This window comes from Paenibacillus sp. JNUCC-31, from assembly GCF_014844075.1.
Classification (GTDB): domain Bacteria; phylum Bacillota; class Bacilli; order Paenibacillales; family Paenibacillaceae; genus Paenibacillus.
On record NZ_CP062165.1, the window covers coordinates 2,468,374 to 2,495,323 of the forward strand.

32 protein-coding genes, 5 tRNA genes and 4 rRNA genes are annotated in these 26,950 nt (G+C 46.8%); 2 read left to right on the forward strand and 39 right to left on the reverse strand.

Features of this window, described 5'->3' with window-relative positions; all coding sequences use genetic code 11:
- Positions 1-102: 102 nt before the first annotated feature.
- The 11 genes from JNUCC31_RS10735 to JNUCC31_RS10785 all read right to left on the reverse strand — a co-directional run bounded on the left by JNUCC31_RS10735 (position 103) and on the right by JNUCC31_RS10785 (position 7,470).
- Positions 103-174, reverse strand: a tRNA-Glu gene (locus tag JNUCC31_RS10735).
- A 10-nt stretch (positions 175-184) separates the two neighbouring features.
- Positions 185-257: transfer RNA gene (locus JNUCC31_RS10740), tRNA-Thr, on the reverse strand.
- Positions 258-260: 3 nt separating this feature from the next.
- Positions 261-336, reverse strand: a tRNA-Asn gene (locus tag JNUCC31_RS10745).
- Between the two features lie 84 nt (positions 337-420).
- A 5S ribosomal RNA gene (rrf, locus tag JNUCC31_RS10750) occupies positions 421-537 on the reverse strand.
- 144 nt (positions 538-681) lie between these two features.
- Positions 682-3,729, reverse strand: a 23S ribosomal RNA gene (locus JNUCC31_RS10755).
- Between the two features lie 203 nt (positions 3,730-3,932).
- Positions 3,933-4,008: transfer RNA gene (locus JNUCC31_RS10760), tRNA-Ala, on the reverse strand.
- A gap of 22 nt (positions 4,009-4,030) precedes the next feature.
- Positions 4,031-4,107: transfer RNA gene (locus JNUCC31_RS10765), tRNA-Ile, on the reverse strand.
- 36 nt (positions 4,108-4,143) lie between these two features.
- A 5S ribosomal RNA gene (rrf, locus tag JNUCC31_RS10770) occupies positions 4,144-4,260 on the reverse strand.
- 106 nt (positions 4,261-4,366) lie between these two features.
- Positions 4,367-5,918 (reverse strand): 16S ribosomal RNA (locus tag JNUCC31_RS10775).
- The 16S, 23S and 5S rRNA genes sit together here with 5 tRNA genes alongside, the layout of an rRNA operon.
- A gap of 496 nt (positions 5,919-6,414) precedes the next feature.
- Entirely contained in the window at positions 6,415-6,645 is a 231-nt protein-coding gene (locus JNUCC31_RS10780; protein ID WP_017692114.1) for a hypothetical protein, read from the reverse strand.
- Positions 6,646-6,852: 207 nt separating this feature from the next.
- Positions 6,853-7,470 carry a stage II sporulation protein M gene (locus JNUCC31_RS10785; protein WP_192271071.1) on the reverse strand — a complete coding sequence of 206 codons (618 nt, stop codon included), beginning with the start codon at positions 7,468-7,470 and terminating at the stop codon, positions 6,853-6,855.
- 120 nt (positions 7,471-7,590) lie between these two features.
- On the opposite strand from JNUCC31_RS10785, the gene pdaB reads away from it, so the two are divergent.
- Positions 7,591-8,367, forward strand: coding sequence for a polysaccharide deacetylase family sporulation protein PdaB (gene pdaB, locus JNUCC31_RS10790; protein ID WP_192271073.1), 777 nt, complete (start codon positions 7,591-7,593; stop codon positions 8,365-8,367).
- Between the two features lie 132 nt (positions 8,368-8,499).
- Here the strand turns inward: pdaB and JNUCC31_RS10795 are convergent, their stop codons facing one another.
- Positions 8,500-9,132 carry a KinB-signaling pathway activation protein gene (locus tag JNUCC31_RS10795; RefSeq protein ID WP_192271075.1) on the reverse strand — a complete coding sequence of 211 codons (633 nt, stop codon included), beginning with the start codon at positions 9,130-9,132 and terminating at the stop codon, positions 8,500-8,502.
- A gap of 125 nt (positions 9,133-9,257) precedes the next feature.
- On the opposite strand from JNUCC31_RS10795, the gene gerD reads away from it, so the two are divergent.
- Positions 9,258-10,028, forward strand: coding sequence for a spore germination lipoprotein GerD (gerD, locus tag JNUCC31_RS10800; RefSeq protein ID WP_192271077.1), 771 nt, complete (start codon positions 9,258-9,260; stop codon positions 10,026-10,028).
- A gap of 127 nt (positions 10,029-10,155) precedes the next feature.
- Here gerD and JNUCC31_RS10805 read toward each other — a convergent pair whose 3' ends face one another.
- From JNUCC31_RS10805 to rplN, 27 genes are all read right to left on the reverse strand, one after another.
- Positions 10,156-11,256, reverse strand: coding sequence for an Mrp/NBP35 family ATP-binding protein (locus tag JNUCC31_RS10805; protein ID WP_192271079.1), 1,101 nt, complete (start codon positions 11,254-11,256; stop codon positions 10,156-10,158).
- An 80-nt stretch (positions 11,257-11,336) separates the two neighbouring features.
- The gene (cwlD, locus tag JNUCC31_RS10810) at positions 11,337-12,092 is read right to left on the reverse strand and encodes an N-acetylmuramoyl-L-alanine amidase CwlD (RefSeq protein WP_192271081.1); all 756 of its coding nucleotides are present in this window, start codon (positions 12,090-12,092) and stop codon (positions 11,337-11,339) included.
- Between the two features lie 68 nt (positions 12,093-12,160).
- Positions 12,161-13,330, reverse strand: a complete 1,170-nt coding sequence (sat, locus tag JNUCC31_RS10815; RefSeq protein ID WP_192271083.1) for a sulfate adenylyltransferase — start codon at positions 13,328-13,330, stop codon at positions 12,161-12,163.
- Positions 13,331-13,415: 85 nt separating this feature from the next.
- Positions 13,416-14,108, reverse strand: a complete 693-nt coding sequence (locus JNUCC31_RS10820; protein ID WP_192271085.1) for a phosphoadenylyl-sulfate reductase — start codon at positions 14,106-14,108, stop codon at positions 13,416-13,418.
- A 669-nt stretch (positions 14,109-14,777) separates the two neighbouring features.
- Positions 14,778-15,170, reverse strand: coding sequence for a 30S ribosomal protein S9 (gene rpsI / locus JNUCC31_RS10825; protein ID WP_024633563.1), 393 nt, complete (start codon positions 15,168-15,170; stop codon positions 14,778-14,780).
- Between the two features lie 19 nt (positions 15,171-15,189).
- On the reverse strand, positions 15,190-15,627 hold the full coding sequence (gene rplM, locus JNUCC31_RS10830; protein ID WP_024633564.1) for a 50S ribosomal protein L13: 438 nt from the start codon (positions 15,625-15,627) through the stop codon (positions 15,190-15,192).
- 206 nt (positions 15,628-15,833) lie between these two features.
- Positions 15,834-16,607 carry a tRNA pseudouridine(38-40) synthase TruA gene (gene truA, locus JNUCC31_RS10835; protein ID WP_192271087.1) on the reverse strand — a complete coding sequence of 258 codons (774 nt, stop codon included), beginning with the start codon at positions 16,605-16,607 and terminating at the stop codon, positions 15,834-15,836.
- Between the two features lie 159 nt (positions 16,608-16,766).
- A complete protein-coding gene (gene rplQ / locus JNUCC31_RS10840) occupies positions 16,767-17,132 on the reverse strand; it encodes a 50S ribosomal protein L17 (protein ID WP_017692102.1) in 366 nt (121 codons plus the stop codon).
- Between the two features lie 34 nt (positions 17,133-17,166).
- Positions 17,167-18,111: a DNA-directed RNA polymerase subunit alpha gene (locus JNUCC31_RS10845; protein WP_024633566.1), complete on the reverse strand. Its 945-nt coding sequence runs from the start codon at positions 18,109-18,111 to the stop codon at positions 17,167-17,169.
- 136 nt (positions 18,112-18,247) lie between these two features.
- Positions 18,248-18,643 carry a 30S ribosomal protein S11 gene (gene rpsK, locus JNUCC31_RS10850; RefSeq protein ID WP_017692100.1) on the reverse strand — a complete coding sequence of 132 codons (396 nt, stop codon included), beginning with the start codon at positions 18,641-18,643 and terminating at the stop codon, positions 18,248-18,250.
- Positions 18,644-18,662: 19 nt separating this feature from the next.
- The gene (gene rpsM, locus JNUCC31_RS10855) at positions 18,663-19,031 is read right to left on the reverse strand and encodes a 30S ribosomal protein S13 (RefSeq protein WP_062329455.1); all 369 of its coding nucleotides are present in this window, start codon (positions 19,029-19,031) and stop codon (positions 18,663-18,665) included.
- Positions 19,032-19,051: 20 nt separating this feature from the next.
- On the reverse strand, positions 19,052-19,165 hold the full coding sequence (gene rpmJ / locus JNUCC31_RS10860) for a 50S ribosomal protein L36 (protein ID WP_003333770.1): 114 nt from the start codon (positions 19,163-19,165) through the stop codon (positions 19,052-19,054).
- A gap of 152 nt (positions 19,166-19,317) precedes the next feature.
- Positions 19,318-19,533 (reverse strand): translation initiation factor IF-1, encoded by a 216-nt coding sequence (infA, locus tag JNUCC31_RS10865; protein WP_017692098.1) that lies wholly within the window; start codon positions 19,531-19,533, stop codon positions 19,318-19,320.
- Between the two features lie 3 nt (positions 19,534-19,536).
- Positions 19,537-19,842 carry a KOW domain-containing RNA-binding protein gene (locus JNUCC31_RS10870; RefSeq protein WP_062329458.1) on the reverse strand — a complete coding sequence of 102 codons (306 nt, stop codon included), beginning with the start codon at positions 19,840-19,842 and terminating at the stop codon, positions 19,537-19,539.
- Between the two features lie 10 nt (positions 19,843-19,852).
- Positions 19,853-20,605 carry a type I methionyl aminopeptidase gene (map, locus tag JNUCC31_RS10875; RefSeq protein ID WP_024633569.1) on the reverse strand — a complete coding sequence of 251 codons (753 nt, stop codon included), beginning with the start codon at positions 20,603-20,605 and terminating at the stop codon, positions 19,853-19,855.
- Positions 20,606-20,609: 4 nt separating this feature from the next.
- Positions 20,610-21,254, reverse strand: coding sequence for an adenylate kinase (locus JNUCC31_RS10880; protein ID WP_024633570.1), 645 nt, complete (start codon positions 21,252-21,254; stop codon positions 20,610-20,612).
- 90 nt (positions 21,255-21,344) lie between these two features.
- Positions 21,345-22,643, reverse strand: coding sequence for a preprotein translocase subunit SecY (gene secY / locus JNUCC31_RS10885; RefSeq protein ID WP_192271089.1), 1,299 nt, complete (start codon positions 22,641-22,643; stop codon positions 21,345-21,347).
- A complete protein-coding gene (gene rplO / locus JNUCC31_RS10890) occupies positions 22,643-23,083 on the reverse strand; it encodes a 50S ribosomal protein L15 (protein ID WP_192271091.1) in 441 nt (146 codons plus the stop codon). The genes secY and rplO overlap by 1 nt, the downstream gene beginning before the upstream one ends.
- Positions 23,084-23,126: 43 nt before the next feature.
- Positions 23,127-23,312, reverse strand: coding sequence for a 50S ribosomal protein L30 (gene rpmD, locus JNUCC31_RS10895; RefSeq protein WP_017692092.1), 186 nt, complete (start codon positions 23,310-23,312; stop codon positions 23,127-23,129).
- A gap of 12 nt (positions 23,313-23,324) precedes the next feature.
- Entirely contained in the window at positions 23,325-23,822 is a 498-nt protein-coding gene (rpsE, locus tag JNUCC31_RS10900) for a 30S ribosomal protein S5 (protein ID WP_024633574.1), read from the reverse strand.
- A 27-nt stretch (positions 23,823-23,849) separates the two neighbouring features.
- Positions 23,850-24,218 carry a 50S ribosomal protein L18 gene (rplR, locus tag JNUCC31_RS10905; protein WP_062329465.1) on the reverse strand — a complete coding sequence of 123 codons (369 nt, stop codon included), beginning with the start codon at positions 24,216-24,218 and terminating at the stop codon, positions 23,850-23,852.
- Positions 24,219-24,335: 117 nt separating this feature from the next.
- A complete protein-coding gene (gene rplF, locus JNUCC31_RS10910) occupies positions 24,336-24,878 on the reverse strand; it encodes a 50S ribosomal protein L6 (RefSeq protein WP_024633576.1) in 543 nt (180 codons plus the stop codon).
- Between the two features lie 30 nt (positions 24,879-24,908).
- Positions 24,909-25,307 (reverse strand): 30S ribosomal protein S8, encoded by a 399-nt coding sequence (rpsH, locus tag JNUCC31_RS10915; RefSeq protein ID WP_017692088.1) that lies wholly within the window; start codon positions 25,305-25,307, stop codon positions 24,909-24,911.
- 32 nt (positions 25,308-25,339) lie between these two features.
- Positions 25,340-25,525 carry a type Z 30S ribosomal protein S14 gene (locus JNUCC31_RS10920; RefSeq protein ID WP_013312154.1) on the reverse strand — a complete coding sequence of 62 codons (186 nt, stop codon included), beginning with the start codon at positions 25,523-25,525 and terminating at the stop codon, positions 25,340-25,342.
- Between the two features lie 73 nt (positions 25,526-25,598).
- Entirely contained in the window at positions 25,599-26,141 is a 543-nt protein-coding gene (gene rplE, locus JNUCC31_RS10925) for a 50S ribosomal protein L5 (RefSeq protein ID WP_062329467.1), read from the reverse strand.
- Between the two features lie 32 nt (positions 26,142-26,173).
- On the reverse strand, positions 26,174-26,527 hold the full coding sequence (rplX, locus tag JNUCC31_RS10930; protein WP_024633578.1) for a 50S ribosomal protein L24: 354 nt from the start codon (positions 26,525-26,527) through the stop codon (positions 26,174-26,176).
- 39 nt (positions 26,528-26,566) lie between these two features.
- Entirely contained in the window at positions 26,567-26,935 is a 369-nt protein-coding gene (gene rplN, locus JNUCC31_RS10935; RefSeq protein ID WP_024633579.1) for a 50S ribosomal protein L14, read from the reverse strand.
- Positions 26,936-26,950: the final 15 nt, after the last annotated feature.

Consider the following 26,950-nt stretch of genomic DNA (forward strand, 5'->3'; position numbering starts at 1 on the left):
TACTCTCACTTCGTTCGAGACTGCGATGTCATTGCTAACGAAGTTTATCCTCCGACGACCCTTTGGGATTCTCATCCCTTTTCAAGCTAATAAATATAGCTATGACCCGTAGGGGATTCGAACCCCTGTTACCTCCGTGAAAGGGAGGTGTCTTAACCCCTTGACCAACGGGCCCCATTTCCAAAGCTCTCAACCGGGATCGAACCGGTGACCTCATCCTTACCATGGATGCACTCTACCTACTGAGCTATGAGAGCAAATGGCTCCCCGAACAGGGCTCGAACCTGTGACAACTCGATTAACAGTCGAGTGCTCTACCAACTGAGCTATCAGGGAATAATATGCATTTGCAGTGCAAATGCAATTCATCGTACAACGTCAACATGCAGAGCCTGTTTTCTATGTATGATGAAAGAGTTCGCTTGGCGGCGTCCTACTCTCCCAGGACCCTGCGGTCCAAGTACCATCGGCGCTAGAGGGCTTAACGGTCGTGTTCGGGATGGGTACGTGTGGAACCCCTCCGCCATCGCCACCAAACATGATTTGTCGAAGCATCGCTTCTTGAAATCCATTGTGGAACTGAAAATCATACACACATTCTGTGATGTACCTATTTTCATTTCAGAGATTATTCTCTGAAAACTAGATCCGAAACGAAACCTGCGATTACAACCTGCATATTTGGATAAGCCCTCGACCGATTAGTACTGGTCAGCTCCATGCATTGCTGCACTTCCACCCCCAGCCTATCTACCTCGTCGTCTTCAAGGGGTCTTACATACTGGGAAATCTCATCTTGAGGGGGGCTTCACGCTTAGATGCTTTCAGCGCTTATCCCTTCCGTACATAGCTACCCAGCGGTGCTCCTGGCGGAACAACTGGTACACCAGCGGTACGTCCATCCCGGTCCTCTCGTACTAAGGACAGCTCCTCTCAAATTTCCTACGCCCACGACAGATAGGGACCGAACTGTCTCACGACGTTCTGAACCCAGCTCGCGTACCGCTTTAATGGGCGAACAGCCCAACCCTTGGGACCTACTTCAGCCCCAGGATGCGATGAGCCGACATCGAGGTGCCAAACCTCCCCGTCGATGTGGACTCTTGGGGGAGATAAGCCTGTTATCCCCAGGGTAGCTTTTATCCGTTGAGCGATGGCCCTTCCATGCGGTACCACCGGATCACTAAGCCCGACTTTCGTCCCTGCTCGACTTGTAGGTCTCGCAGTCAAGCTCCCTTATGCCTTTGCACTCTTCGAATGATTTCCAACCATTCTGAGGGAACCTTTGGGCGCCTCCGTTACTCTTTAGGAGGCGACCGCCCCAGTCAAACTGCCCACCTGACACTGTCCCCGCACCGGATTACGGTACCAGGTTAGAACCTAGATACGATCAGGGTGGTATCCCAACGGTGCCTCCACGCAAGCTGGCGCTCACGTTTCAAAGGCTCCCACCTATCCTGTACAGATCGTACCCAAATTCAATATCAAGCTGCAGTAAAGCTCCATGGGGTCTTTCCGTCTTGTCGCGGGTAACCTGCATCTTCACAGGTATTAAAATTTCACCGGATCTCTCGTTGAGACAGCGCCCAAGTCGTTACGCCATTCGTGCGGGTCAGAATTTACCTGACAAGGAATTTCGCTACCTTAGGACCGTTATAGTTACGGCCGCCGTTTACTGGGGCTTCGGTTCACAGCTTCGGATTGCTCCTAACCGCTCCCCTTAACCTTCCAGCACCGGGCAGGCGTCAGCCCGTATACTTCGCCTTACGGCTTCGCACAGACCTGTGTTTTTGCTAAACAGTCGCTTGGGCCTTTTCACTGCGGCCCCCTCGTGCTATTCACACTACCGGGGCACCCCTTCTCCCGAAGTTACGGGGTCATTTTGCCGAGTTCCTTAACGAGAGTTCTTCCGCGCGCCTTAGAATTCTCTTCTCGCCTACCTGTGTCGGTTTGCGGTACGGGCACCATCACCTGGCTAGAGGCTTTTCTTGGCAGTGTGAGATCATGACCTTCGCTACTATAATTTTCGCTCCCCATCACAGTCCAGCCTTACGATGTGCGGATTTGCCTACACATCAGCCTCACTGCTTAGACGGACATCCATCAGTCCGCGTCACTACCCTGCTGCGTCCCCCCATTGCTCATAACGGCTTACGGTGGTACAGGAATTTCGACCTGTTGTCCTTCGACTACGCCTTTCGGCCTCGCCTTAGGTCCCGACTTACCCTGAGCGGACGAGCCTTCCTCAGGAACCCTTAGGCTTTCGGCGGATCAGATTCTCACTGATCTTTTCGTTACTCATACCGGCATTCTCACTTGTATAATGTCCAGCGCTCCTTACGGTACACCTTCAACCTTTATACAACGCTCCCCTACCCCTGGATCGACTTCACTCCAGCTTCGAAGTCCTGTGTTTATCCCCTGGGAAGCATTTGGTCAACCAAGATATCATCTCTTGTCAGACAAAAATGTCCTTGTGGTAAACACCGCCTCAAAGAAGCAGTGAAGTCGATCCAAGCCATAGCTTCGGTGGTGTGTTTAGCCCCGTTACATTTTCGGCGCAGAGTCACTCGACCAGTGAGCTATTACGCACTCTTTCAATGGTGGCTGCTTCTAAGCCAACATCCTGGTTGTCTGTGCAACTCCACATCCTTTCCCACTTAACACACACTTGGGGACCTTAGCTGATGGTCTGGGCTGTTTCCCTTTTGACAATGGATCTTAGCACTCACTGTCTGACTCCCGGAAGTAAGTCTATGGCATTCGGAGTTTGACTGAGCTTGGTAACCCTTGCGGGCCCCGCACCCAATCAGTGCTCTACCTCCACGACTCTGTTTTCCGAGGCTAGCCCTAAAGCTATTTCGGGGAGAACCAGCTATCTCCGAGTTCGATTGGAATTTCTCCGCTACCCCCACCTCATCCCCGCACTTTTCAACGTGCGTGGGTTCGGGCCTCCAGTGCGTGTTACCGCACCTTCACCCTGGACAGGGGTAGATCACCCGGTTTCGGGTCTACGTCCACGTACTCATTCGCCCTATTCAGACTCGCTTTCGCTGCGGCTCCGGCTCTTCACCTTAACCTTGCACGGGAACGTAACTCGCCGGTTCATTCTACAAAAGGCACGCCATCACCCCTAAAACGGGCTCTGACTTTTTGTAAGCACACGGTTTCAGGTTCTATTTCACTCCCCTTCCGGGGTGCTTTTCACCTTTCCCTCACGGTACTGCTTCACTATCGGTCGCTAGGAAGTATTTAGCCTTGGCAGATGGTCCTGCCGGATTCATACGGGGTTTCACGTGCCCCGCACTACTCGGGATCCGTCTCGGAGAGAGCAGACTTTCAACTACAGGGCTTTTACCTTCTTTGGCGGGCCTTTCCAGACCTCTTCGTTTAACCGGCTCCTTTGTAACTCCATGTGAGACGTCCCACAACCCCAAAGAGCAAGCTCTCTGGTTTGGGCTTCTCCGCGTTCGCTCGCCGCTACTGACGGAATCACTATTGTTTTCTCTTCCTCAGGGTACTTAGATGTTTCAGTTCCCCTGGTATGCCTCTACACAACCTATGTATTCAGTTGTGAGTAACTGGATATTACCCCAGCTGGGTTTCCCCATTCGGACACCCCCGGATCAAAGCTTGCTTACAGCTCCCCGAGGCAGTTTCGTTGTTCGCCACGTCCTTCATCGGCTCCTAGCGCCTAGGCATCCTCCGTGTGCTCTTAGTAGCTTAACCATTTCGCTCGTGTTCGAGCTGTCGCTCCGCTTGTTTTGGACTACGTCCAAAGCCAAAAGTCGCTCCATTTCGATCACTCGCTCATGCAATCTACCGTTTTTATTGAAACTTGTTTAACACAAGTTCAGCTAAAAAGGAATGTTCTAATTCGCATTTTTCGTTTCGATATCTAGTTTTCAAAGAACAAGCTTGTAAAATCTTGTTGGTGGAGCCAAGCGGGATCGAACCGCTGACCTCCTGCTTGCAAGGCAGGCGCTCTCCCAGCTGAGCTATGGCCCCATATTAGATTTTAAGGTATACATGGTGGGCCCTGGTGGACTCGAACCACCGGCCTCACCCTTATCAGAGGTGCGCTCTAACCAACTGAGCTAAGGGCCCACATTATATATCATATTGAAACCCATAAGGGTTTACGCTTGGCGGCGTTCTACTCTCCCAGGACCCTGCGGTCCAAGTACCATTGACGCTGAAGGGCTTAACGGTCGTGTTCGGGATGGGAACGTGTGGAACCCCTTCGCTATCGCCACCAAACGTTTGAGAGTTTGAGCTCTCAAAACTGAGCAACGAGTGAGTAACTAGCCGACCTGGCTAGATTTTGTATTTGAATGTTTCCGTTACAGGAAACGATTCTCCATAGAAAGGAGGTGATCCAGCCGCACCTTCCGATACGGCTACCTTGTTACGACTTCACCCCAATCATCTATCCCACCTTCGGCGGCTGGCTCCTTGCGGTTACCCCACCGACTTCGGGTGTTATAAACTCTCGTGGTGTGACGGGCGGTGTGTACAAGACCCGGGAACGTATTCACCGCGGCATGCTGATCCGCGATTACTAGCAATTCCGACTTCATGCAGGCGAGTTGCAGCCTGCAATCCGAACTGAGACCGGCTTTTTAGGATTCGTTCCACCTCGCGGCTTCACAGCCCGTTGTACCGGCCATTGTAGTACGTGTGTAGCCCAGGTCATAAGGGGCATGATGATTTGACGTCATCCCCACCTTCCTCCGGTTTGTCACCGGCAGTCACCTTAGAGTGCCCACCCGAAGTGCTGGCAACTAAGATCAAGGGTTGCGCTCGTTGCGGGACTTAACCCAACATCTCACGACACGAGCTGACGACAACCATGCACCACCTGTCTCCTCTGTCCCGAAGGAAAGATACATCTCTGTACCGGTCAGAGGGATGTCAAGACCTGGTAAGGTTCTTCGCGTTGCTTCGAATTAAACCACATACTCCACTGCTTGTGCGGGTCCCCGTCAATTCCTTTGAGTTTCAGTCTTGCGACCGTACTCCCCAGGCGGAGTGCTTAATGTGTTAACTTCGGCACCAAGGGTATCGAAACCCCTAACACCTAGCACTCATCGTTTACGGCGTGGACTACCAGGGTATCTAATCCTGTTTGCTCCCCACGCTTTCGCGCCTCAGCGTCAGTTACAGCCCAGAGAGTCGCCTTCGCCACTGGTGTTCCTCCACATATCTACGCATTTCACCGCTACACGTGGAATTCCACTCTCCTCTTCTGCACTCAAGTCACCCAGTTTCCAGTGCGATCCGGGGTTGAGCCCCGGGATTAAACACCAGACTTAAATGACCGCCTGCGCGCGCTTTACGCCCAATAATTCCGGACAACGCTTGCCCCCTACGTATTACCGCGGCTGCTGGCACGTAGTTAGCCGGGGCTTTCTTCTCAGGTACCGTCACCTTGAGAGCAGTTACTCTCCCAAGCGTTCTTCCCTGGCAACAGAGCTTTACGATCCGAAAACCTTCATCACTCACGCGGCATTGCTCCGTCAGGCTTTCGCCCATTGCGGAAGATTCCCTACTGCTGCCTCCCGTAGGAGTCTGGGCCGTGTCTCAGTCCCAGTGTGGCCGATCACCCTCTCAGGTCGGCTACGCATCGTCGCCTTGGTGAGCCGTTACCCCACCAACTAGCTAATGCGCCGCAGGCCCATCCCCAAGTGACAGATTGCTCCGTCTTTCCAGTTTCCTTCAGGCGAAGAAAACAACTATTCGGTATTAGCTACCGTTTCCGGTAGTTGTCCCAAACTTGAGGGCAGGTTGCCTACGTGTTACTCACCCGTCCGCCGCTAACCATCTGAGAAGCAAGCTTCTCATCAAGTCCGCTCGACTTGCATGTATTAGGCATGCCGCCAGCGTTCGTCCTGAGCCAGGATCAAACTCTCCAATAAAGTATTGAAAAGAGCGATAAGCTCAATTTGAATCTGACGAGATTAAAAACCTCATTTGTGCTTCGAAATCATACCGTCCGAAGACGTGTACCGATTTCTCAGCGTCGATCTTGCAAGCAAGATCGTTACTCACTCGTTGTTCAGTTTTCAAAGATCAAACATTCAATTTGTTACTGTTTTTCGCGTCACCGTGTTTTCAGCGGCGACTTTTATAATATATCATGTTTAAGTTTACTTGGCAAGCACTTTTTTCGATTTAATTCTCATCACTCTATTTCAGCGCTTGTTTCGGTTAACTTCTCCTTAAAAATGGAACGAAAATTAATTTATCATATTGAATAAAAAAGGTCAACCCTTTTTCGACAAATTGTTTCCTATCCCTTCTCAAGCTCTTCTCTTCTTTAACCTTATATCTCATTCATAGTGTTTGAGGTACAGCACTGGCTATACGGGCCGCACCTCTCTTATATTCTGAATTATCCTTATAGGCATATCGTTATGGCTTGGACTTTTTTAATTTACCGCCTCTTGCATATTTGGATAGCTCTTTGGGTGGTGCAAAGCGTGCATACATCCGGAACACTGTCTTGTAGCGACTCGCAATGGCGTATTTGATCTCTTGATCGAGACGGTTATCACTTAAATCGAACAGCATTTCATCAAGTTCTTTGCGTAATACATAATCCAGTTCTTTGCATTCCTTCTCGTTAAACAGCATACCCAGCATTAGAGTTCTCCTTTTTCTGCAAATGGATAATTGGCGTGCCTATGTATTCAAGTTCATGCCCTTTCGGTCAGAGCTCTATATTGGACAACGCCGGTTTGAGAAGCAACCCCAGGATCATCTTTATTTGCCCTTTGTGGTTGCTTCTGAAACCCGTTTTATTGTTATGGTCAACTTTCTGAAAATTTATGAATACCATCCCATATTAATTTATCCTCGCACCAGGCTGTATGTGAGTGTACTTTCGATTATCGCTGCAACAAGAAGCAATATAACAATCCAATAGGAGGCGGTTACGGTAGTGCGCATAAATGAACCCCACTGGCTGCCGAGCTTATTTCGTTTGTCCCCTCTAAATTGGACAAGACTTTTGAGAACCAACCCACCAAATCTTAATCCGAATGCACATGCGATAATAATGACCGGAATTTCAATAATACCATGGGGAAGAAGCCCCTTAACGACAATATCGAAAAAGCTTGCCCCATAGTTCATTGTGGTGTGCACCAGAAAACCGATAACCATTCCATTAATCAACAGGAAAATGACAGGTAGAATACCAAAGAACAGACCGGCGTATATCACGAGTACGCTTTTGATGGCATTATTGAAAAAGATAAAAAGGAAAAAGTTCCATTGCACATTCCCCCCCTGCTCCAGCCGTTCACTGACTTCTCTAAGTCCCCCAATCTGTTTTAACAACAAATCCTCCAGTGGACCCGTACCGACCCACCCTGCACCTATGCCAACAACAAACAGCGCAACTGACCAAATTAATGCACTCCTAATCGAACCTAGAGCTCTGAGAAATGTACTGAATTTTAACATGATAACCTCCTGTGGAAACAAGATGATGGACAAACAAACGTCTGATACGAATAACTGCGAGGTACGAGCATACATTGGAGAGTAAACAAGCATTTCTTAAGGGAGAGGGGCGCTTATTGAATGAACTCGTTCTATGTATTTAGCGGCAAAAAGATCAAACGTTTCCTGATTGTGCTGGTTGCTGCCGTCTTTGCTATCGGGATTATTTATCTGGAGAGCGGCAATATTTCTGTATTCTCGGAGGAAGCACCATCCGCCGTGTACAGCGTTCCAACCGAAAAGAAGGTGATTGCACTCACCTTTGACATTAGCTGGGGAGATAAAAGGACAGAACCTATTCTGAAGGTCCTTCAGGATAATAAAGTTCAGAAGGCCACTTTCTTCTTGTCCTCCCCCTGGAGTAAGACACACCCCGAGATTGTAAAAGCCATCCAAGACGCAGGATACGAGATTGGCAGCCACGGGCACAAACACGACAACTACAGCAGTTTGACTGAAGACCAAATACGCAAGGAAATTTCTACAGCTCATAGCATTTTAACCGATTTAATAGGAAAAGAACCGAAATTACTGCGCCTGCCTAATGGGGATTTTGACAAACGAGTTCTTCAGGTAGCCAATAGCCTAAACTATCAAGTTGTCCAGTGGGATACCGATTCGCAGGATTGGAAGAACCCTGGTGTACAAACCATTGTTGATCGTGTTGTTAGCAAGGCACATCCGGGTGACATCGTGCTGCTGCACGCCAGTGATTCATCGAAACAAACGCACGAAGCATTGCCTGTCATTATCGACAAGTTAAAAAAGCAAGGGTATGAATTCGTGACTGTTTCCGAACTGCTCAATCATTCAAGTGTTAAAGGTAAAGAGGTTCGCGATCAAGCCAGTGCACAGTAACGTTAATCGCATAGCTTAGCTGCTGCAACTACCGTAATCGTAACCTTTGGAGTTATCCAGTAAAAGCGCTGAATCACCATAAATGAAAAGAGCTAACCTGGTTAGCTCTTTTTGGCGTTTTTAAGATAATCGTTACGCATGGCTTTCTTGTATTTGCTCTTTCTTTTCGCTTGCCCGTTCCTCCACGGCTCCATCCACCAGCTTATGCAATATCAGCATTTGGTATGCATTACAGATTAGCAGTGGAACCACAATAAAGATGGTGGCCGCATTCACATCAATTCGCAGCACACCGATCGTCTCCACTACGGTAACAGCTACCATGAAAAAGAGCGTAGGCACCAGGGCCGTAATATGCGTCTGCTTCACCTTTACGTAAGCGGTAACAATTCCAGCTGCCAAAATAATGATTCCAAGCACAATATCGGATAGGCGTTCTCGTTCCCCACCGACAAACAAGCGTAAAAACATCACATCAAGCAAAGCCAACACGGTTAAAACAATCTGTACCATTTGCCAACTTCGTTTTGAAAATACACCTTTACCCATATAGTTCAATATCAAGTATGCGAAAAAACCCATCTGCGAATACACGCTAATCATAATTCCGGACCCAAACAAAATCAGGAGATAAATTAAAAAATCGGTTACCCCATTCGTTTTTTCTCCATTAACCAACATCATAATTAGACCCGTCACTAATGATCCTGCAGCCCCAATCAGCAAAGCTGACCAAAATAGGAAAAACCATTTACGTAAATTCAAATGTTTTCCACCCCCGAGAGTTTATTTTACCAACCTTCACAGCAAAAAACCATCATCATTCAACATATTTAGCGGTTTACCATCACATACTACATCCAGTATCTAATCAAGGAGGGGTTGTGCACATGAAACGGCCTATGTGGCAGTTATGCTGTGTCGTAATTGGACTATCCGTCATGCTCGCCGGCTGTGGCTCAGATCAGAATTACTCGCCTCCTCAGGGCGGTTATAAAGAGATGAAAACGATGGTCGTGGATATTCTCAAAAGTGACGAAGGAAAAAAAGCGGTTGAAGAAGCTCTTACGGGACAAAGTTCTTCCGGAGGCGGAGAAAGTGGAGGCGCCGGCCAAGGTGGTGGTGCAGGCGGTGGATCTGGGACAGTGGGAATGAAAATGTTAATGCCAATGCAATCTTCGGAACAAATACGTATTGCTGTAAAAGATACCATCACTGCTCCAGAGTACAAGAAGGAATTCGAGAAAATCATGACAGACCCTCAATTCGCAGGCGAATTTGCCAAAGTAATCAATGCTCAAAGCAAACAACTGCATATGCAATTGATCAAAGACCCAACGTATCAAAAGTCGATTGAAGATGTCATGAAATCCCCTGAAGTATCCAAGATGTTTATGGACATGACCAAAACACCTGAATACCGTAAACAAACGATGACTGTTATGCAAGAAGTCATGCAGAACCCTTTGTTTCGCATGGAGGTACTGACCTTATTAAAGAAAGTAGTACAGGATGAACTCCAGCCCAAAACTGAAAGCGGCGGTCAAGGAGAACAACAAGGTAAAAGTAAAGGTGAAGATGGCGGTAGCGGCGGTGGGGATGGAGGAGATGGCGGCAGCGGCAGCGGCGGCGGAGAGTCTGGAAGTAGCGGAGGATCTTAAGATAGGATAAAAACGCCTCAAATGCTTCGAAATAAAGCAGTTTTGTAGGGATACACGATATAGATGCACAAAAGCCCGCATTCGAAGATGTGGGCTTTTGTTTTTACATTTTACATATTCCAAAAATTTAAAACTTGGTATCAATAGACAGAGCAACCTCATCGTAAATCGCTCCAATTCGCGACTCTGCCTTATAAACAGATGGGGAAAAGTCCGGTTCCGAAATATGATTGTCCGGCGCTCCCAATGGAATTTGCGCTAGCAAAGTTGTATGCAGGCTCTCGGCAAGAGTTCCACCGCCACCTCGGCCAAATACGTAATCCTTCTCCCCGCATTTGCTGCATTCATAATAAGCCATGTTTTCCACAACACCAAGAAGTTCATGTTCCGTCTGAATCGCCATGGCACCTGCACGTGCAGCTACAAAGGCAGCTGTTGCATGCGGTGTTGTAACGATAATTTCTTTGCTATGTGGCAGCATCTGATGCACGTCCAATGCGACGTCACCCGTTCCGGGAGGCAGATCGAGCAGCATGTAATCCAACTCCCCCCAATTTACATCGGTAAAGAATTGACGCAACATCCGTCCTAACATTGGTCCACGCCAAATCACCGGATTGTTCTCTCGAATAAAGAATCCCATGGACATTACTTTTACACCAAACCGCTCTACAGGCTGAATGATTCCATCCTCGACGACTGGATATTCTTCAATCCCCATCATATCAGGTACACTGAAGCCGTATATATCTGCATCAATCAAACCAACCTTCTTGCCTTGACGTGCCAGAGCTGCAGCCAGATTAACGGTTACGGTTGATTTGCCGACGCCTCCCTTACCACTTGCGATCGCAATAAAGCGAACCCCGGAATCAGGACTTAACAATTCATGCCCATCCAGCCCTGCTGCGTGGCCTTTTACAAGCACTTCGTCCTGCTCACCCTCATCTTCAGCCTGTCCCATATTCAGGCTCTCACGCTCATGCTCAGACGCTGCACGCAGACGAATATGTACATCATTCACTCCGTGTTGGGACAACAGATTGCGCGCGGCATCACTAAGGGCAGTGGTCTCCTCTGAGCGGTTCTCCAACGTCACAATGGTAAGAGCAACATGATTTTCTTTAACCATGACATCGCGGACCCACTGGAGTTCAGTCAAACTTACTCCCAATTGCGGTTCCAGTAATGGCTGCAATAGTTCAAGTATCTGTTCTTTTGATAACATCAGACAGCACCTCAGCTTTATCTATTGGCATGTAATTTAGGTATGCTGGTCCAATTATATCATTACCTTTCTCATAATGACTAACTTTTAGGTCGTTCTCCTGAGGAATAACGGAGAATGCCGTTATAGATCGATGCAGCCACTTTGCGCTGATAGGCTTCATCGGCAAGCATGCGCGCCTCTTCCGGATGAGAAAGGAATCCTACCTCCACAAGTGCCGAAGGGATTTTTAGAGCCTGGAGCAAGTAAACCGTATTAACCGTTTTAGCTATTCGATCTGTATTCTCCAAATTACGAATCATTTCTTGCTGGAGCAGGTTGGCCAGCCCCTCATTGTCAGGATGGTTCGGTGTATAAAAAACTTGCGCGCCACTCCACCGGTTCGAAGGAACACTATTCATGTGAATACTGATAAAAAGATCCGCTTGTTTATCTTCGATTCTTCTTACCCTCTGTTTCAGATCCTCCGTCTTGCGTTTGGAGTAGCCTTTGGTATCTGAAGCAGCCAGATCGGTGTCTATTTCTCGGGTCATCACAACCAAGGCCCCAGCCTGCTGCAGATAATCGCGTACATATAGGGCAATGGACAAATTGATGTCTTTCTCAATGACTCCCTGCTTACTGACTGCTCCCCCATCTGGTCCTCCATGCCCGGCATCAATGGCTATGACTTTACCTGCTAACGGCAAACTCCAGTAACCGGACATTTTGGATGAAGGGAGTTCATACGTAACTACCGCAACAAACATCGCAAGCAGGCAGAGACTTAGCATGACCCTCTTGATTGTACGCAACCTGATCCAGACCACAAAGTGCTTCCCCATATTTTTACGCATAAAAAAACCACCTCGTCCCTATAAATGATTCTAATCATCTATATGGGACAAGATGGACAAATATACCGTTAGGAGCGGACTTGCTCAGCCATTCCTTCGATCAGCACCTCAGCTACCTCAGGACGCGTAAATTCAGGTGGAGGGCATTGACCGTCTCGAAGCAACCCACGTACTTTGGTGCCGGACAGCGCCATATGATGTTCTTTATCATGAGGGCAGGTTTTGCTTGATGCCATGTTGCCACATTTGGTACAGAAAAAACTATGCTCGAAAAACAAAGGAGTGATCCCGAGTTCTTCGGCTGTAAAGTTAGTAAAGATCTCCTGAGCTTCATACGTTCCATAGTAGTCACCCACACCTGCATGGTCACGGCCTACAATAAAGTGGGTACAACCGTAATTTTTGCGAACCATAGCATGGAAAATTGCCTCACGTGGACCAGCATACCGCATCGCAGCCGGGAACACCCCGAGAAATGCACGATCGGCCGGATAATAGTTCTCCAGCAAAACCAGGTAACTCTTCATTCGCACATCAGCAGGCACATCATCTGACTTCGTTTCCCCTACAAGCGGGTTTAAGAACAGAGCGTCTACTATCTCCATTGCGCTCTTCTGAATGTACTCATGGGCACGATGGACCGGATTGCGTGTCTGAAAACCGACAACCGTCTTCCACCCCTTATCCTGGAACGTTTTCCGTGTCTCAGCGGGATCAAAGTAAAACTGTTCGAATTTGGCCGGTTTGGGGCGATTCAGCACTTGAATTGGACCTCCTACATACGTTGCAGGTCGTTCCAGCAGTTTTTTCACACCCGGGTGCTCTGGATCATCCGTCTTGAAGACACGACGTGCTTCTTCACCCTGATCTACTTGGTATAAGCTCTTCACTTCCAGCAGACCATAGGTTACCCCGTCATCATCGCCAATAAGTGCCACAGTCTCACCGATCTGGAGCGATGCAGCCTGCTGTTCATCTACAGCCAGAGTAATCGGTATACTCCATACTGTTCCGTCAGCAAGACGCATACGAGATATAACCGACAAATAGTCTTCCTCATTCATGAAACCCTGAAGCGGTGAAAATGCACCCACACCAATCAGATCCAAATCGGAAATGGTCCAGCTGTTGATACGTAGAGAGGAAAGTTTCTCACTCTCCCGTAATAATTGTTCCCGTTCTTCTCCTTGTACGACACGCTGAATCAGCGTACCTCCATGAGGCAGAATCGAAGTCATCTTGTCAGCTCCCTATTACTTCATTTTTTATATCCCAAGATTGAATTCATAGCACTATAACATCTAACGCATATTCTAAACGGATTTATTTATGAAGCCCACATTCCGTTTTATCATTTCCAGACCAGCGTCCTGCTCGTGGATCTTCTCCAGGCATAACCTGACGTGTGCAATACTCACAGCCGATACTCGGATAATTCTGATCATGCAGTGGGTTGTACACGACGTTATTGGCACGAATATAATCCCATACATCTTCTGTTGTCCAGTGGGCAATCGGGTTGAACTTCATGAGACCGAACTTGGAATCATATTCAACCTTCTTCGAATTTGCACGGGTTGGAGCCTGATCCCTCCGTATTCCGGTAATCCATGCATCATACTGTGAAAGGATGCGTGTCAGTGGCTCAACCTTACGAATGTTACAGCAAGCATTCGGATCTGATTTCCACAATTGCTCTCCATGTTGAGCTGCCTGCTCTTCAGGAGTAATTTTCGGAGTAACACGTACAAAATCAAGATTGTATTTCTCTTTCATTTTGTCACGTGTTTCGTATGTTTCCTTAAAATGAAAATCAGTATCAAGATAAAATATATCCGTAGATGGGCTGATCTTCTGAAGCATATCTACAAGTACAACATCTTCCGCACCGAAGCTGCATGCAAAAGTGATATTTGGAAACGTCTCAATGGCATAACGAATAATATCCTCTGGACTCGCATGCTCCAACTCTTCAGCTTTCTTGCGTGCAAGGTCTTCCTTCTCCAACAAGTTCATCTCTGCATTTCCCCCATTCTGCTTTTCAACAACTACTAAAGCCGACTAATCTAATATGAATTATGTATAGTATAAATCTTTCATTGGGGATGTCAATGCCTCCCATGTGGTAAATTACTTCAGTTAGAGCCCATTTTTTGTTTGTTCACCTGAGTATAATTTGGTCTTAATTATGCATTCAATTGATTATATGGTAAATTCATTCATGGGTTGTATCATCGATTTTCACCTTATCCCTTTTTCCTCATTATCAAAATCCATTGCCAGTGCTGGGTTTATGGGGCCAAATGGATAAAACAAAGTATAGAACCATTCTATAGATCCTAAGAGATAAAGAATATAATAGAGGATTTGGTATTGAAATAAGAGTGCGATGGTAATCTTCATTTGTAAGGGTCCTTTATCAAAACCATAAGAAAAACTGATGAGAATGAGGTGCGAAAAATGAGTCGATTACAAAACATTGTGATATTCTAAGCGAGAATTGGGTTAGGGGATTTGGGAGAATCGGATTATAGGAATATAGGAATATTAGTGGGAGAAGAACATTACAGAGGAACCTGAAGCCACTCTGCTGCATCACCTGTGTAGTGAGCAATTTAATGTAGCCTAATTAGGCTGTAAAATACAAAAAAGCCTTTGACCGAGGCCAAAGGCTTACAATGCATATTAACGTTTGGAGAACTGAGGTGCGCGACGTGCGGCTTTGAGACCGTATTTTTTACGCTCTTTCATCCGTGGGTCACGAGTCAGGAATCCTGCTTTTTTCAGGGAAGCACGGTATTCCGGATCTGCTTTGAGCAGAGCGCGGGAAATACCATGACGGATTGCGCCGGCTTGACCGGAGATACCGCCACCATGAGCGATAACAAGAACATCATAGTTGCTGAGTGTTTCTGTAAGGTTCAATGGTTGTTTTACGATCAGTTTGAGTGTTTCCAAACCGAAGTATTCATTAATATCACGTTTATTGATGACAATGCGTCCTTCACCCGGTACAAGGCGAACACGAGCTACCGAATGTTTACGACGACCTGTCCCATAGTATTGTACTTGTGCCATGAAACTGTCCTCCTTTTAATTAACCGCGAAGTTCGTAAACTTCTGGTTTTTGTGCTGCATGTGGATGCTCAGTGCCTCTGTACGCTTTAAGTCTCAGCTTCATTTTCTCGCCCATGCGAGTTTTAGGAAGCATACCGCGAACAGCCAATTCCAACATACGTTCCGGTTTGTTTTTAACCATCTCTTCAGCTGTAGTTACTTTCAAACCACCTGGGTGCATCGAGTGACGGTAGTATTTCTTACCTTGCATTTTTTTACCAGTCAATACAATTTTCTCTGCATTGATGATAACAACGAAATCGCCAGTGTCCACATGTGGAGTGAATTGTGGCTTATGTTTGCCGCGGATCAAAGCAGCTGCTTCGCTGGCCAAACGTCCGAGCGTTTTGCCTTCGGCATCAATGATGTGCCATTGGCGCTCAACTTCGTTAGGCTTCGCCATGTACGTGGTACGCATGAAAAGTTCCTCCTTAAAATGTTCAACATCATTATATTCATTTATCTTCATTCGTTAGGTTATAACTTTAGGTGTTGATGGATTATTCTTTCGATGTGAAGCTCTTAATTGGGGCTTGTGGGAAAGCCATTAAGAAAACACAACTTTTATATTACAGGATAGGAGCTTAAATCGCAAGTGTTAATTAAGCATTTCACTTCACAAATTTAATCTTTTCTGTATTCAAGATCCCAGAGCATCAAACCGCAACTAACTGCAGTAGGTCCTGCAGCAGAACGATTGCATGCTGCAATCATATTCGGTACATCAGAGGCTTTCCGTTTGCCCTCTCCGATCTCCAGCAGTGTACCTACAATAATACGAACCATATGCTGCAAAAAGCCGTTGCCGCTCACATAGATGTGAATGACACCCTGATCGCGCGGATGGTCTCTGCACATTGAACGGTCCACTTCTATCCATGCTTCGTATACCGAACGGACATGATTGTCTTTCTGAGACTTGCGTGAAGCAAAGGAAGTGAAATCATACGTACCAATAAAATGACGCAACCCTTCCTGCATTGCCGCAATGTCCAGCTTGGCATGATGATGATATTGCAATCTTCGGTTGAATACATCAGGGAATTGATTCGCATTAACGGTATACCGATATGTTTTCTTTTTCGCTGCATAGCGAGAATGAAAATCGGATGGCACTTCCACCGCATCAATAACGACAATATCCGATGGTAATCTGGAGTTGAGCGCAATACACCAACGTTCAATCGGGATCTGGGAATCCGTAAGGAAATTGAAGATCTGTCTACGTGCGTGAACGCCCGCATCCGTTCTGCCTGAACCCGTAATTTTAACCTTCTCGCCGGTTAAAGCACGAATGGCATCTTCGAGATGGTCCTGAATGGTATTCCCTCCCGGCTGAACCTGAAAGCCGTAATAGGCCGTACCGTCATAAGTTAACGTCATACACAAGTTGCGCATTATTACCTCACCTTTGTTCCATACTATACATGTCCCTATCCCGAACAGCAAAAGAAGCCCCTTCCGGAGCTTCTATTACAGCACGAATTCCGAAATGAAGAGAAAAAAAGGGTTAATCCAGAATCAGTGATTCTGTCCCCTTTCCTCATCTCATCTGTTTTACGCGCGGTCAACCAGTTCCAAGTAAACCATAGGCGCAGCGTCACCACGACGAGGTCCCAGTTTAAGAATACGAGTGTATCCACCTGGACGCTCAGCGTAACGACCGGACAATTCGCTAAACAGTTTTTGGATTGCATCTTGCTCACCATCGATTGTTTCGCGGCGAACATAAGCTGCCACTTGGCGACGGGCATGAAGATCTCCCTTTTTCGCTTTAGTGATCAGTTTTTCAGCAATAGAGCGAACCTCTTTTGCTTTCGCTTCAGTTGTCTGAATGCGTTCGTATAAGAACAGGTCGGTTACCAGGTCACGGAACAAAGCTTTACGCGCGCTGGAATTACGGCCCAACTTTTGGTATGCCATTGTTTTCCCTCCTTCACTTCAAGCACTCGGCTGTCTATTCTTCTGTACGGAGTCCCAAACCGAGTTCCTCAAGCTTCTCTTGAACTTCTTCCAAAGACTTGCGTCCGAGGTTACGGACTTTCATCATGTCTTCTTCTGTTTTCGTAGTCAGCTCTTGCACGGTATTAATACCGGCACGTTTGAGGCAGTTGTAGGAACGAACAGAGAGATCCAGCTCTTCGATCGTCATTTCGAGTACTTTTTCTTTTTTGTCTTCTTCTTTTTCGACCATGATCTCTGCATCTTTCGCTTCGTCTGTAAGACCCACGAAGAGCATCAAGTGCTCGGTCAAAATTTTAGCGCCGAGGCTTACAGCCTCTTCAGGACGAATACTTCCGTCAGTCCAAACTTCCAACGTGAGCTTATCATAGTTGGTTACTTGGCCGACACGCGTATTTTCCACAGCGTAGTTAACGCGGCTGATCGGGGTGAAGATGGAATCGACAGGGATGACGCCGATCGGCTGGTCATCGCGTTTATTCCGATCTGCCTGGACGTAGCCGCGACCGCGATTGGCAAAAATACGCATGTGAAGTCTCGAACCTGGTCCGAGCGTAGCAATATGAAGATCCGGGTTAAGGATTTCCACATCGGAGTCAGCACGGATATCTCCAGCCGTAATTGCTCCTTCGCCTTCAGCATCAATCTCGAGCACTTTCTCCTCGTCCGAATGAATTTTGAGCGACAAAGCTTTCAGGTTAAGAATAATCTCCGTAACATCTTCCATTACGCCAGGAACTGTAGCAAATTCATGCAGAACGCCATCGATTTGAACCGAAGACACTGCCGCACCCGGCAGTGACGAGAGTAAGATTCGGCGAAGCGAGTTTCCAAGCGTCGTACCGTATCCGCGCTCCAGCGGTTCTACTACGAATTTCCCATAGGTGCCATCATCGTTGACGTCTACCGTCTCAATTTTCGGCTTTTCGATTTCAATCACTGCAATACCCCTCCTTCAAAACGTCGGTCCTCTATGAAACATTTACCTTCTCTTGCGAAAACATGTAGTAGTATGCCTAAACAACCATTATTAGCAGATTGTGCTGGAAATATACCACACGCAGGGGCAAATCTCATTAGACACGACGACGTTTTGGAGGACGGCATCCGTTATGCGGGACTGGAGTTACGTCTTTGATCAGGTTAACTTCAAGACCTGCAGCTTGCAAAGAGCGGATCGCTGCTTCACGGCCTGCGCCTGGTCCTTTAACCATAACCTCAACGGCTTTCATCCCATGTTCCATTGCAGCTTTGGCAGCAGTCTCAGCAGCCATTTGTGCAGCAAACGGAGTCGATTTACGGGAACCTCTGAATCCGAGGCCGCCTGAACTCGCCCACGAAATTGCATTTCCGTGAGGGTCCGTAATGGTAACGATAGTGTTATTGAACGTGGAGCGGATATGTGCCACGCCAGATTCAATATTTTTACGGTCACGACGTTTAGTACGTACGACTTTTTTCGGTTTAGCCATTTTCTCTTATCCCCCCTTATTATTTCTTCTTGTTCGCTACAGTACGACGAGGACCTTTACGAGTACGAGCATTCGTTTTCGTACGTTGTCCACGAACAGGCAGACCACGACGATGACGAACTCCACGGTAACAACCGATCTCCGTCAAACGTTTAATATTCAAAGAGATTTCACGACGCAGGTCACCTTCTACTTTGACCTCTTTGTCGATACTTTCACGCAATTTGCTGACTTCATCTTCCGTCAAATCACGAACACGAGTGTCCGGATTGATGCCTGTTGTGCTCAGAATTTTCTGGGAAGTCGTTTTACCGATTCCGAAAATATAAGTCAAGGCGATCTCAACGCGCTTATCACGTGGCAAATCCACACCAGCTATACGTGCCATTTTACGCTACACCCCCTTCTTTAACCTTGTTTTTGTTTGTGTTTCGGATTTTCACAGATAACCATAACATTCCCTTTGCGGCGAATGACTTTGCATTTTTCGCAAATCGGCTTGACCGAAGGTCTTACCTTCATGTGAATTACCTCCTCAAAGTTTTGCTTAGCAAAACCCTCTTCGTAAGCATTGACCTTGTTCTACTATTGTAAAACCGGCTTCGAAGCTTTCGCAAGTTTTGCCGGGCAAAACCCGCTTCATAAGCTTCACAGTTCATTGCAACTGTCTACTACTATTTACGGTAAGTTATACGACCTTTTGTCAAATCATAAGGCGATAACTGAACAACCACTTTGTCTCCAGTCAGGATACGGATAAAGTGCATCCGCAACTTGCCAGAAACGTGAGCGAGAATTTGATGACCGTTCTCAAGCTCAACCTTAAACGTTGCATTCGGTAGCGGTTCGAGAACCGTACCTTCCACTTCAATGACATCTTCCTTGGCCATTAGTCAGTCTCCTTTCTCTTCAGCTATGTTGGTGGATTCCAGAAACGAATGAACCGCGAAGCGGAGCTTTCCGTTTGTCACCCGACCACTCTCGTTTAAACTGTTTACAACCTCGCTGCTAATCATCGGCTGGAGTTCAAGATGAAGAATATTCTTCTTCTTGGGTTGATCAAACTTACGTTTGTCTCCATCCGCAATATATACGAACCTGCTGTCCGCTATAGCAACAATTACTGCGGCTTGGTCCGCATTGCGGCCTTTACGGATCTTCACAAGTTGACCGAGCTGCGGATTAGACTGATTGTTCATGCCTTATCACCTACGCATTCAGTTTTGTGAAAATTTCCATGCCTTCTGGTGTAACTGCTACGGTGTGTTCAAAGTGGGCGCATAACGATCCATCAACCGTGACGACAGTCCAGTTATCTTCCAACGTTTTCACATACCTTCTACCTGCGTTAACCATCGGCTCTATGGCCAGCACCATGCCTGCTTTAAGCCGTGGTCCCCGATCAGGAAGACCATAGTTCGGAATCTGTGGTTCTTCGTGGAGATCAGCTCCTATGCCGTGACCGACATATTCACGCACTACCGAGAACCCTTCATCTTCAATATATTTCTGAATCGCATGAGATATTGTAAACAAGCGAACGTCCGGTTTTACCAGCGCCAGACCTGCGTATAACGAAGCCTCGGTAACGTCCAGAAGACGACGGGCTTCTTCGGAAATACGGCCGACTGGATAAGTCCAGGCGGAATCTCCGTGATACCCCTGGTACTGCGCGCCAATGTCAAACGTAACGATATCGCCCTCGTTCAACTTGCGTTTGCCGGGAAATCCATGCACCAACTCTTCATTCACTGAAGCGCACACACTGGCAGGGAAACCGTTATAACCTTTGAAAGACGGCACAGCTCCTTGACTGCGGATGTATTGATCGGCCATATGGTCAAGTTCTCCAGTCGTAATACCGGGAGCGATATGCTCTGCCAAGAGACGATGCGTTTCTGCAACGATTCTCCCTGCTTCCCTCATCAAGCCCAGTTCCGTTTCGGACTTACCAATGATCATTCAATTAACCTCGCAGCAGGGACACGATTTCATGAGAGACTTGATCGATATCCTGCTCTCCGTCCATTTGACGAAGAAGACCTTTGTTCTCATAAAATGTGAGGAGTGGTGCTGTTTTGTTGATATATTCGTCGAGACGTGTGCCTACGCTCTCTTCATTATCATCAGAGCGCTGGTACAAGTCACCGCCGCATTTATCACAAATACCTTCCTGCTTGGGCGGATTGAACACGACATGATAAGTGGCGCCACAGTTCTTACAAATGCGACGACCCGTCAGACGGGCGAGCAATTTATTGCGGTCCACTTTCAGGTTGATTACATGATCGAGACCTGAGTTCAGTCGATCCAGAATACCATCGAGCGCTTCTGCTTGAGACAGGGTTCTTGGAAAACCATCCAAGAGAAATCCTTCTCTGCAGTCAGGCTGCTGCAAACGTTCTTCAACGATGCCGATCGTTACATCATCTGGTACGAGCAATCCTTGATCCATATATTCCTTGGCTTTCAGGCCAATGGGAGTTCCCTGCTTAATCGCGAGACGAAATGCATCGCCTGTTGAAATGTGGGGAATACCGAACTCTTTCACAATGACGTCTGCTTGCGTTCCTTTTCCTGCCCCCGGAGGGCCCATGAATAGGATGTTCACGTTATGTCACTCCCTCCAAGACTACCCTACATCAACAAACAGCACAATAGGTGCCGGCAAGTAAATCTTAGCTTGACCGGTACCTATTGCCTATTTATTGATAAAACCTTTGTAGTGGCGTTTGATCAATTGGCTTTCGATTTGCTTCATCGTATCCAGCGCAACACCGATTACGATCAGGAGAGATGTTCCCCCTATTTGCGCAGATTGAGGCAAACCAGAAAGTGCCCCCAAAATTACAGGCAGAACGGAAATGACTGCCAAGAAGATGGCACCTGCCGTTGTCAAACGAGTCATGACACGGGTCAGATATTTCTCGGTTGCTTTACCCGGACGAATGCCTGGGATGTAACCGCCGTTCTTTTTCATATTGTCAGCCATCTGTTGTGGATTCATCTGTACAAAAGTATAGAAGAATGTGAATCCGAAAATCATCACTACATACAGTAACATACCCAAAGGTTTATGTGTAGTGAGATTGGCTCCGATCCACTGTGCCCAACCGCGATCAGCCCAGAAGTTTGCGATGATCGATGGGAACATCAACAACGATGATGCAAAGATGACAGGGATAACACCTGCTGCATTAATCTTCAGCGGGATATGTGTATTCTGTCCACCGTACATTTTGTTACCTACGACACGTTTAGCGTACTGTACAGGAATTTTCCGAATCGCCTGCTGAATGTAAATGACCCCTATGATAATCAGTACAATAACAATTGCAACGATTACCCCTTTAAGAATGTTCATGAACAGTTGATCAGCTTGGATAAAGTCGGATTCGATTGTTTGTTTGATAATATTCGGCACCGTGGATAGGATACCCGCAAAGATCAAAATCGAAATCCCGTTTCCTATGCCCTTCTCGGTGATCTGCTCACCAAGCCACATCAGGAATGAAGTACCGGCCGTAAGTACAATCGCGATCAAGATATAATCTGCAAAGGTCGCATTAGGAACCATCTCTGTATTGTACAAGCGGTTGAATCCGATCGACGTACCAAACGCTTGAATCAATGCCAGACCTACCGTTAAATAACGGGTCAGTTGTGCAGATTTCTTCTTACCTTGTTCACCCTGCTTAGCCCACTCCGCTAATTTTGGAATAACGTCCATGGAAAGCAACTGTACTATGATAGACGCAGTGATGTAAGGCACGATCCCGAGCGCAAATATCGAGAACTGGAAGAGCGCTCCACCCGAGAACGTATTGAGAAGTCCAAAAACTTCTTTACCCGCAGAATTTGTCGCTTCGAACACATCTTTGTTGACACCCGGTACGGGAACAAAGGAGCCGATGCGGTAAATGATCAGTACAAAAAGGGTAAATAATACCCTTTTGCGCAGATCTTCAACCCGCCAGATATTCTTTAGGGTCTTGAACATTAAATCACCTCGGTTGTACCGCCGGCAGCTTCAATTTTCTCCACCGCAGATTGAGAAAACTTGTTAGCTTTAACAGTCAGCTTCACAGTGACTTCACCGTTACCCAAGATTTTGATTCCGGATTTAGCGTTTTTCACTACGCCGTTCGTCATCAAGAATTCTGGAGTTACTTCAGTACCCGCAGCAAAACTGTTCAGGTCTTCAGTATTCACAACTGCATATTCTTTGCGAGTTGGGTTTACGAAACCGCGTTTTGGCAAGCGACGATACAATGGATTTTGTCCACCTTCGAAGCCCGGACGAACACCACCGCCGGAACGAGCGTTTTGTCCTTTGTGACCGCGACCTGATGTTTTACCTGTACCACTACTTGGACCGCGACCAAGACGTTTACGTTCTTTGCGGGATCCAGGAGATGGTGAAAGCTCATGTAACTTCATCGTTCGTTGCACCTCCTTAAAGATTTGTGGGATTAACCCTTTTTTAAGCTTCTACTTCTTTAACAGCGACCAAGTGGCTTACTTTGTTAATCATACCACGAATGGCAGGATTATCGTTTTGAACCACTTTGCTGTTGATTTTGCGCAAGCCCAATGTTTTCACAGTTGTTCTTTGCGTCTCCGGACGTCCGATCAAGCTGCGGACGAGGGTAATTTCTAATTTAGCCATGAGATTCCCTCCTTAACCCAGAAGCTCTTCGACGGATTTGCCGCGCAGTTTTGCCACGTCTTCAGCACGTTTCAAACGGGACAAACCTTCCAAAGTCGCATTGACCATGTTCATGGAATTCGAAGAACCCAGAGATTTTGTCAAAATGTCACCTACACCAGCAAGTTCGAGAACCGCACGTACAGGACCACCAGCGATAACACCAGTACCTTCAGATGCTGGCTTCAACAGAACGCGTCCTGCGCCGAACTTACCTGTTACCAAGTGAGGAATCGAAGTTCCTACGAGTGGAACGTGTACAAGGTTTTTCTTAGCGTCTTCAATACCTTTGCGAATTGCATCAGGTACTTCGCCCGCTTTACCGATACCAGCTCCAACCCAGCCGTTGCCGTCGCCGACTACAACCAGTGCGCTAAAGCTGAAACGGCGTCCGCCTTTTACTACTTTAGCTACGCGATTAATATTTACAACTCTTTCAGACAGTTCCAAAGTATTCGGATCTACACGCAAGTCGTTAACCTCCTTTTGAAAAATATCTTAAAACTCAAGTCCTGCTTCACGAGCCGCTGCAGCCAATGCTGCGATACGACCATGGTACAGATATCCGCTACGGTCAAATACGATGTTGGAAACGCCTTTGTCTTTCGCACGTTTAGCAACGAGTTCGCCAACTTTACGAGCAGATTCAACAGATGCGCCGTTTTTGATGTCGCCGCTCAGTTCTTTGTCAACAGTAGACGCGGAAGCGATCGTAACACCAGCTACGTCATCGATAATTTGAGCATACATATGTTTACCAGAACGGAATACGTTCAAACGAGGACGTGCTGCCGTTCCTTGGATTTTCTTACGAACACGCAGGTGTCTTTTCAGACGAGCCTTGTTTTTATCTTGTTTCGTAATCATCTCTGGGATTCACTCCTTTCAGGTTACCTCGCTGGCTTCAAACCAGAAGCCACGGGGTATATTAGAAACACAAGAAGCAAGCAAGCCGAAAACCGCGCAAAGGCGGTAAGAGAAATCTTATTTCTTCTTACCGGCTTTACCTTCCTTACGGATGATACGCTCGCCTTCATATTTAATACCTTTACCTTTGTATGGCTCAGGTTCACGAACGGAACGGATTTTAGCAGCGTAAGCACCTACACGCTCTTTGTCGATTCCGCGAACGATGATTTTCGTGTTCGAAGGAACTTCGAATTCGATTCCCGCTTCCGGTGTAATTTCAACCGGGTGAGAGTAGCCAACGTTCAGAACGATTTTATCTCCGGATTTGCTTGCACGATATCCGACCCCAACCAGCTCCAGAGATTTTGCGAATCCTTCAGTAACACCACTCACCATGTTGTTTACAACGCTACGCGTTGTGCCGTGCAAAGAACGGTGAGTTTTGTTATCGGAAGGACGCACAACTGTAATTTCGTTGTTTTCAACTGTAACCTTCATGTCTTTATGAAGTTCACGAGTCAAAGATCCTTTTGGTCCTTTTACCGTAATAACGGTGTTGTCCAGTGTGATGTCCACACCACTTGGTACTGTAATTGGTTTGCGACCAATACGAGACATATGTTGCACCTCCTATCTTGTGACGTTATATTACCAAACGTAGCAGACGACTTCTCCGCCGGATTTTGATTGACGAGCTTCTTTGTCCGTCATGATACCTTTGGATGTCGAGATAATCGCGATACCCAGACCACCAAGTACACGAGGTACTTCGTTGCTTTTCGTGTAAACACGAAGACCAGGTTTACTGATTCTTTTCAGACCAGTGATAACGCGCTCGTTATTTTGACCGTATTTCAGGAAAACACGGATAATCCCTTGTTTGTTATCATCGATAACTTCAGCGTCACGGATGAAACCTTCACGCTTCAGGATATCGGCGATTTGTTTTTTCATTGTCGAAGCAGGCATTTCTACCGTTTCGTGACGAACTGTGTTCGCGTTACGAATACGAGTAAGCATATCTGCAATTGGATCAGACATAGTCATTGTGAGTTAACCTCCTTCCCGTTCAGGACTTTTTACCAGCTTGCTTTTTTCACGCCAGGGATCTGGCCTTTATAAGCTAATTCACGGAAGCAAATTCTGCAAATTTTGAACTTTTGCAGTACCGAATGTGGACGTCCGCAACGCTCACAGCGTGTATAAGCACGTACTTTAAACTTTGGTGTACGTTGTTGTTTAACTTTCATCGAAGTTTTTGCCACTTAGCCTGACACCTCCTAAATAATTTCGGAGAAAAGGGAGTCTTTCCAGACACCCGGAAACGTTATACCAACATTATTTAACGAAAGGCATTCCCAGTTGCGTGAGCAATTCACGGGATTCTTCGTCTGTTTTCGCCGTTGTAACAATGACAATATCCATACCGCGGACTTTGTCTACTTTATCATACTCGATCTCTGGGAAGATCAGTTGTTCTTTCAGACCCAGTGTATAGTTACCACGTCCGTCGAAAGCTTTGCTCGATACACCGCGGAAGTCGCGGACACGAGGAAGCGTAACGTTAAACAGTTTATCGAGGAAGAAGTACATGCGCTCGCCGCGCAAAGTTACTTTCACACCGATAGGCATGTTCTCACGCAGTTTGAAACCTGCGATAGATTTTTTAGCACGAGTGATAACAGGTTTTTGTCCTGCAATCAGTTGCAAATCGTTTACAGCGGAATCCAACACTTTGGAGTTTTGGACAGCATCGCCCACACCCATGTTGATAACGATTTTCTCGATTTTCGGCACTTGCATTACCGTTGTATAGTTAAACTTCTGCATCAAAGCAGGAGCGATTTCGTTCAGGTAACGTTCTTTCATTCTTGCTGCCATGAATCATATACCTCCTTTCTCATTCGGTTCAATTAGTCGATAATTTCTCCGGAACGTTTAGCAACGCGCACTTTCTTTCCGTTATCCAACACTTTGTAACCTACACGGGTTACTTTTCCGCTCTTTGGATCGATGTGCATTACGTTGGAAACGTGAATCGGAGCTTCCTTCTCGATAATGCCGCCTTGCGGGTTTTGCTGGTTAGGCTTCTGGTGTTTTTTAATCATGTTAACACCTTCCACAAGGACACGGTTCTCACGAGGATAAGCAGCGATGACACGGCCTTTTTTACCTTTGTCTTTACCGCTGATCACCATAACTGTATCTTCTTTTTTAACATGAAGTTTATTGTTATGGGATTCCAGAACTTTTTTCACTCTTGGCATTTCGTACACCTCCTGTTTCTAACATCACGAGATTAAGCTTTAGATAACTTCTGGGGCCAAGGAAACGATTTTCATGAAGTCTTTCTCGCGAAGTTCACGAGCAACAGGTCCGAAAATACGTGTTCCACGTGGGCTTCTGTCGTCTTTTACAACAACTGCTGCATTTTCATCAAAACCGATGTAGGAACCGTCTTTACGACGTACAGAACGTTTCGTACGAACGACAACCGCTCTAACTACATCACCTTTTTTGACAACGCCGCCTGGTGTTGCTTGTTTTACAGAACAAACGATCAGATCACCGATTTGAGCTGTACGACGTCCCGTACCGCCGAGTACGCGGATACACATCAGTTCCTTCGCACCGGAGTTGTCAGCCACAGTCAAACGTGTAAATGGTTGAATCATTTAGTATTCCTCCTT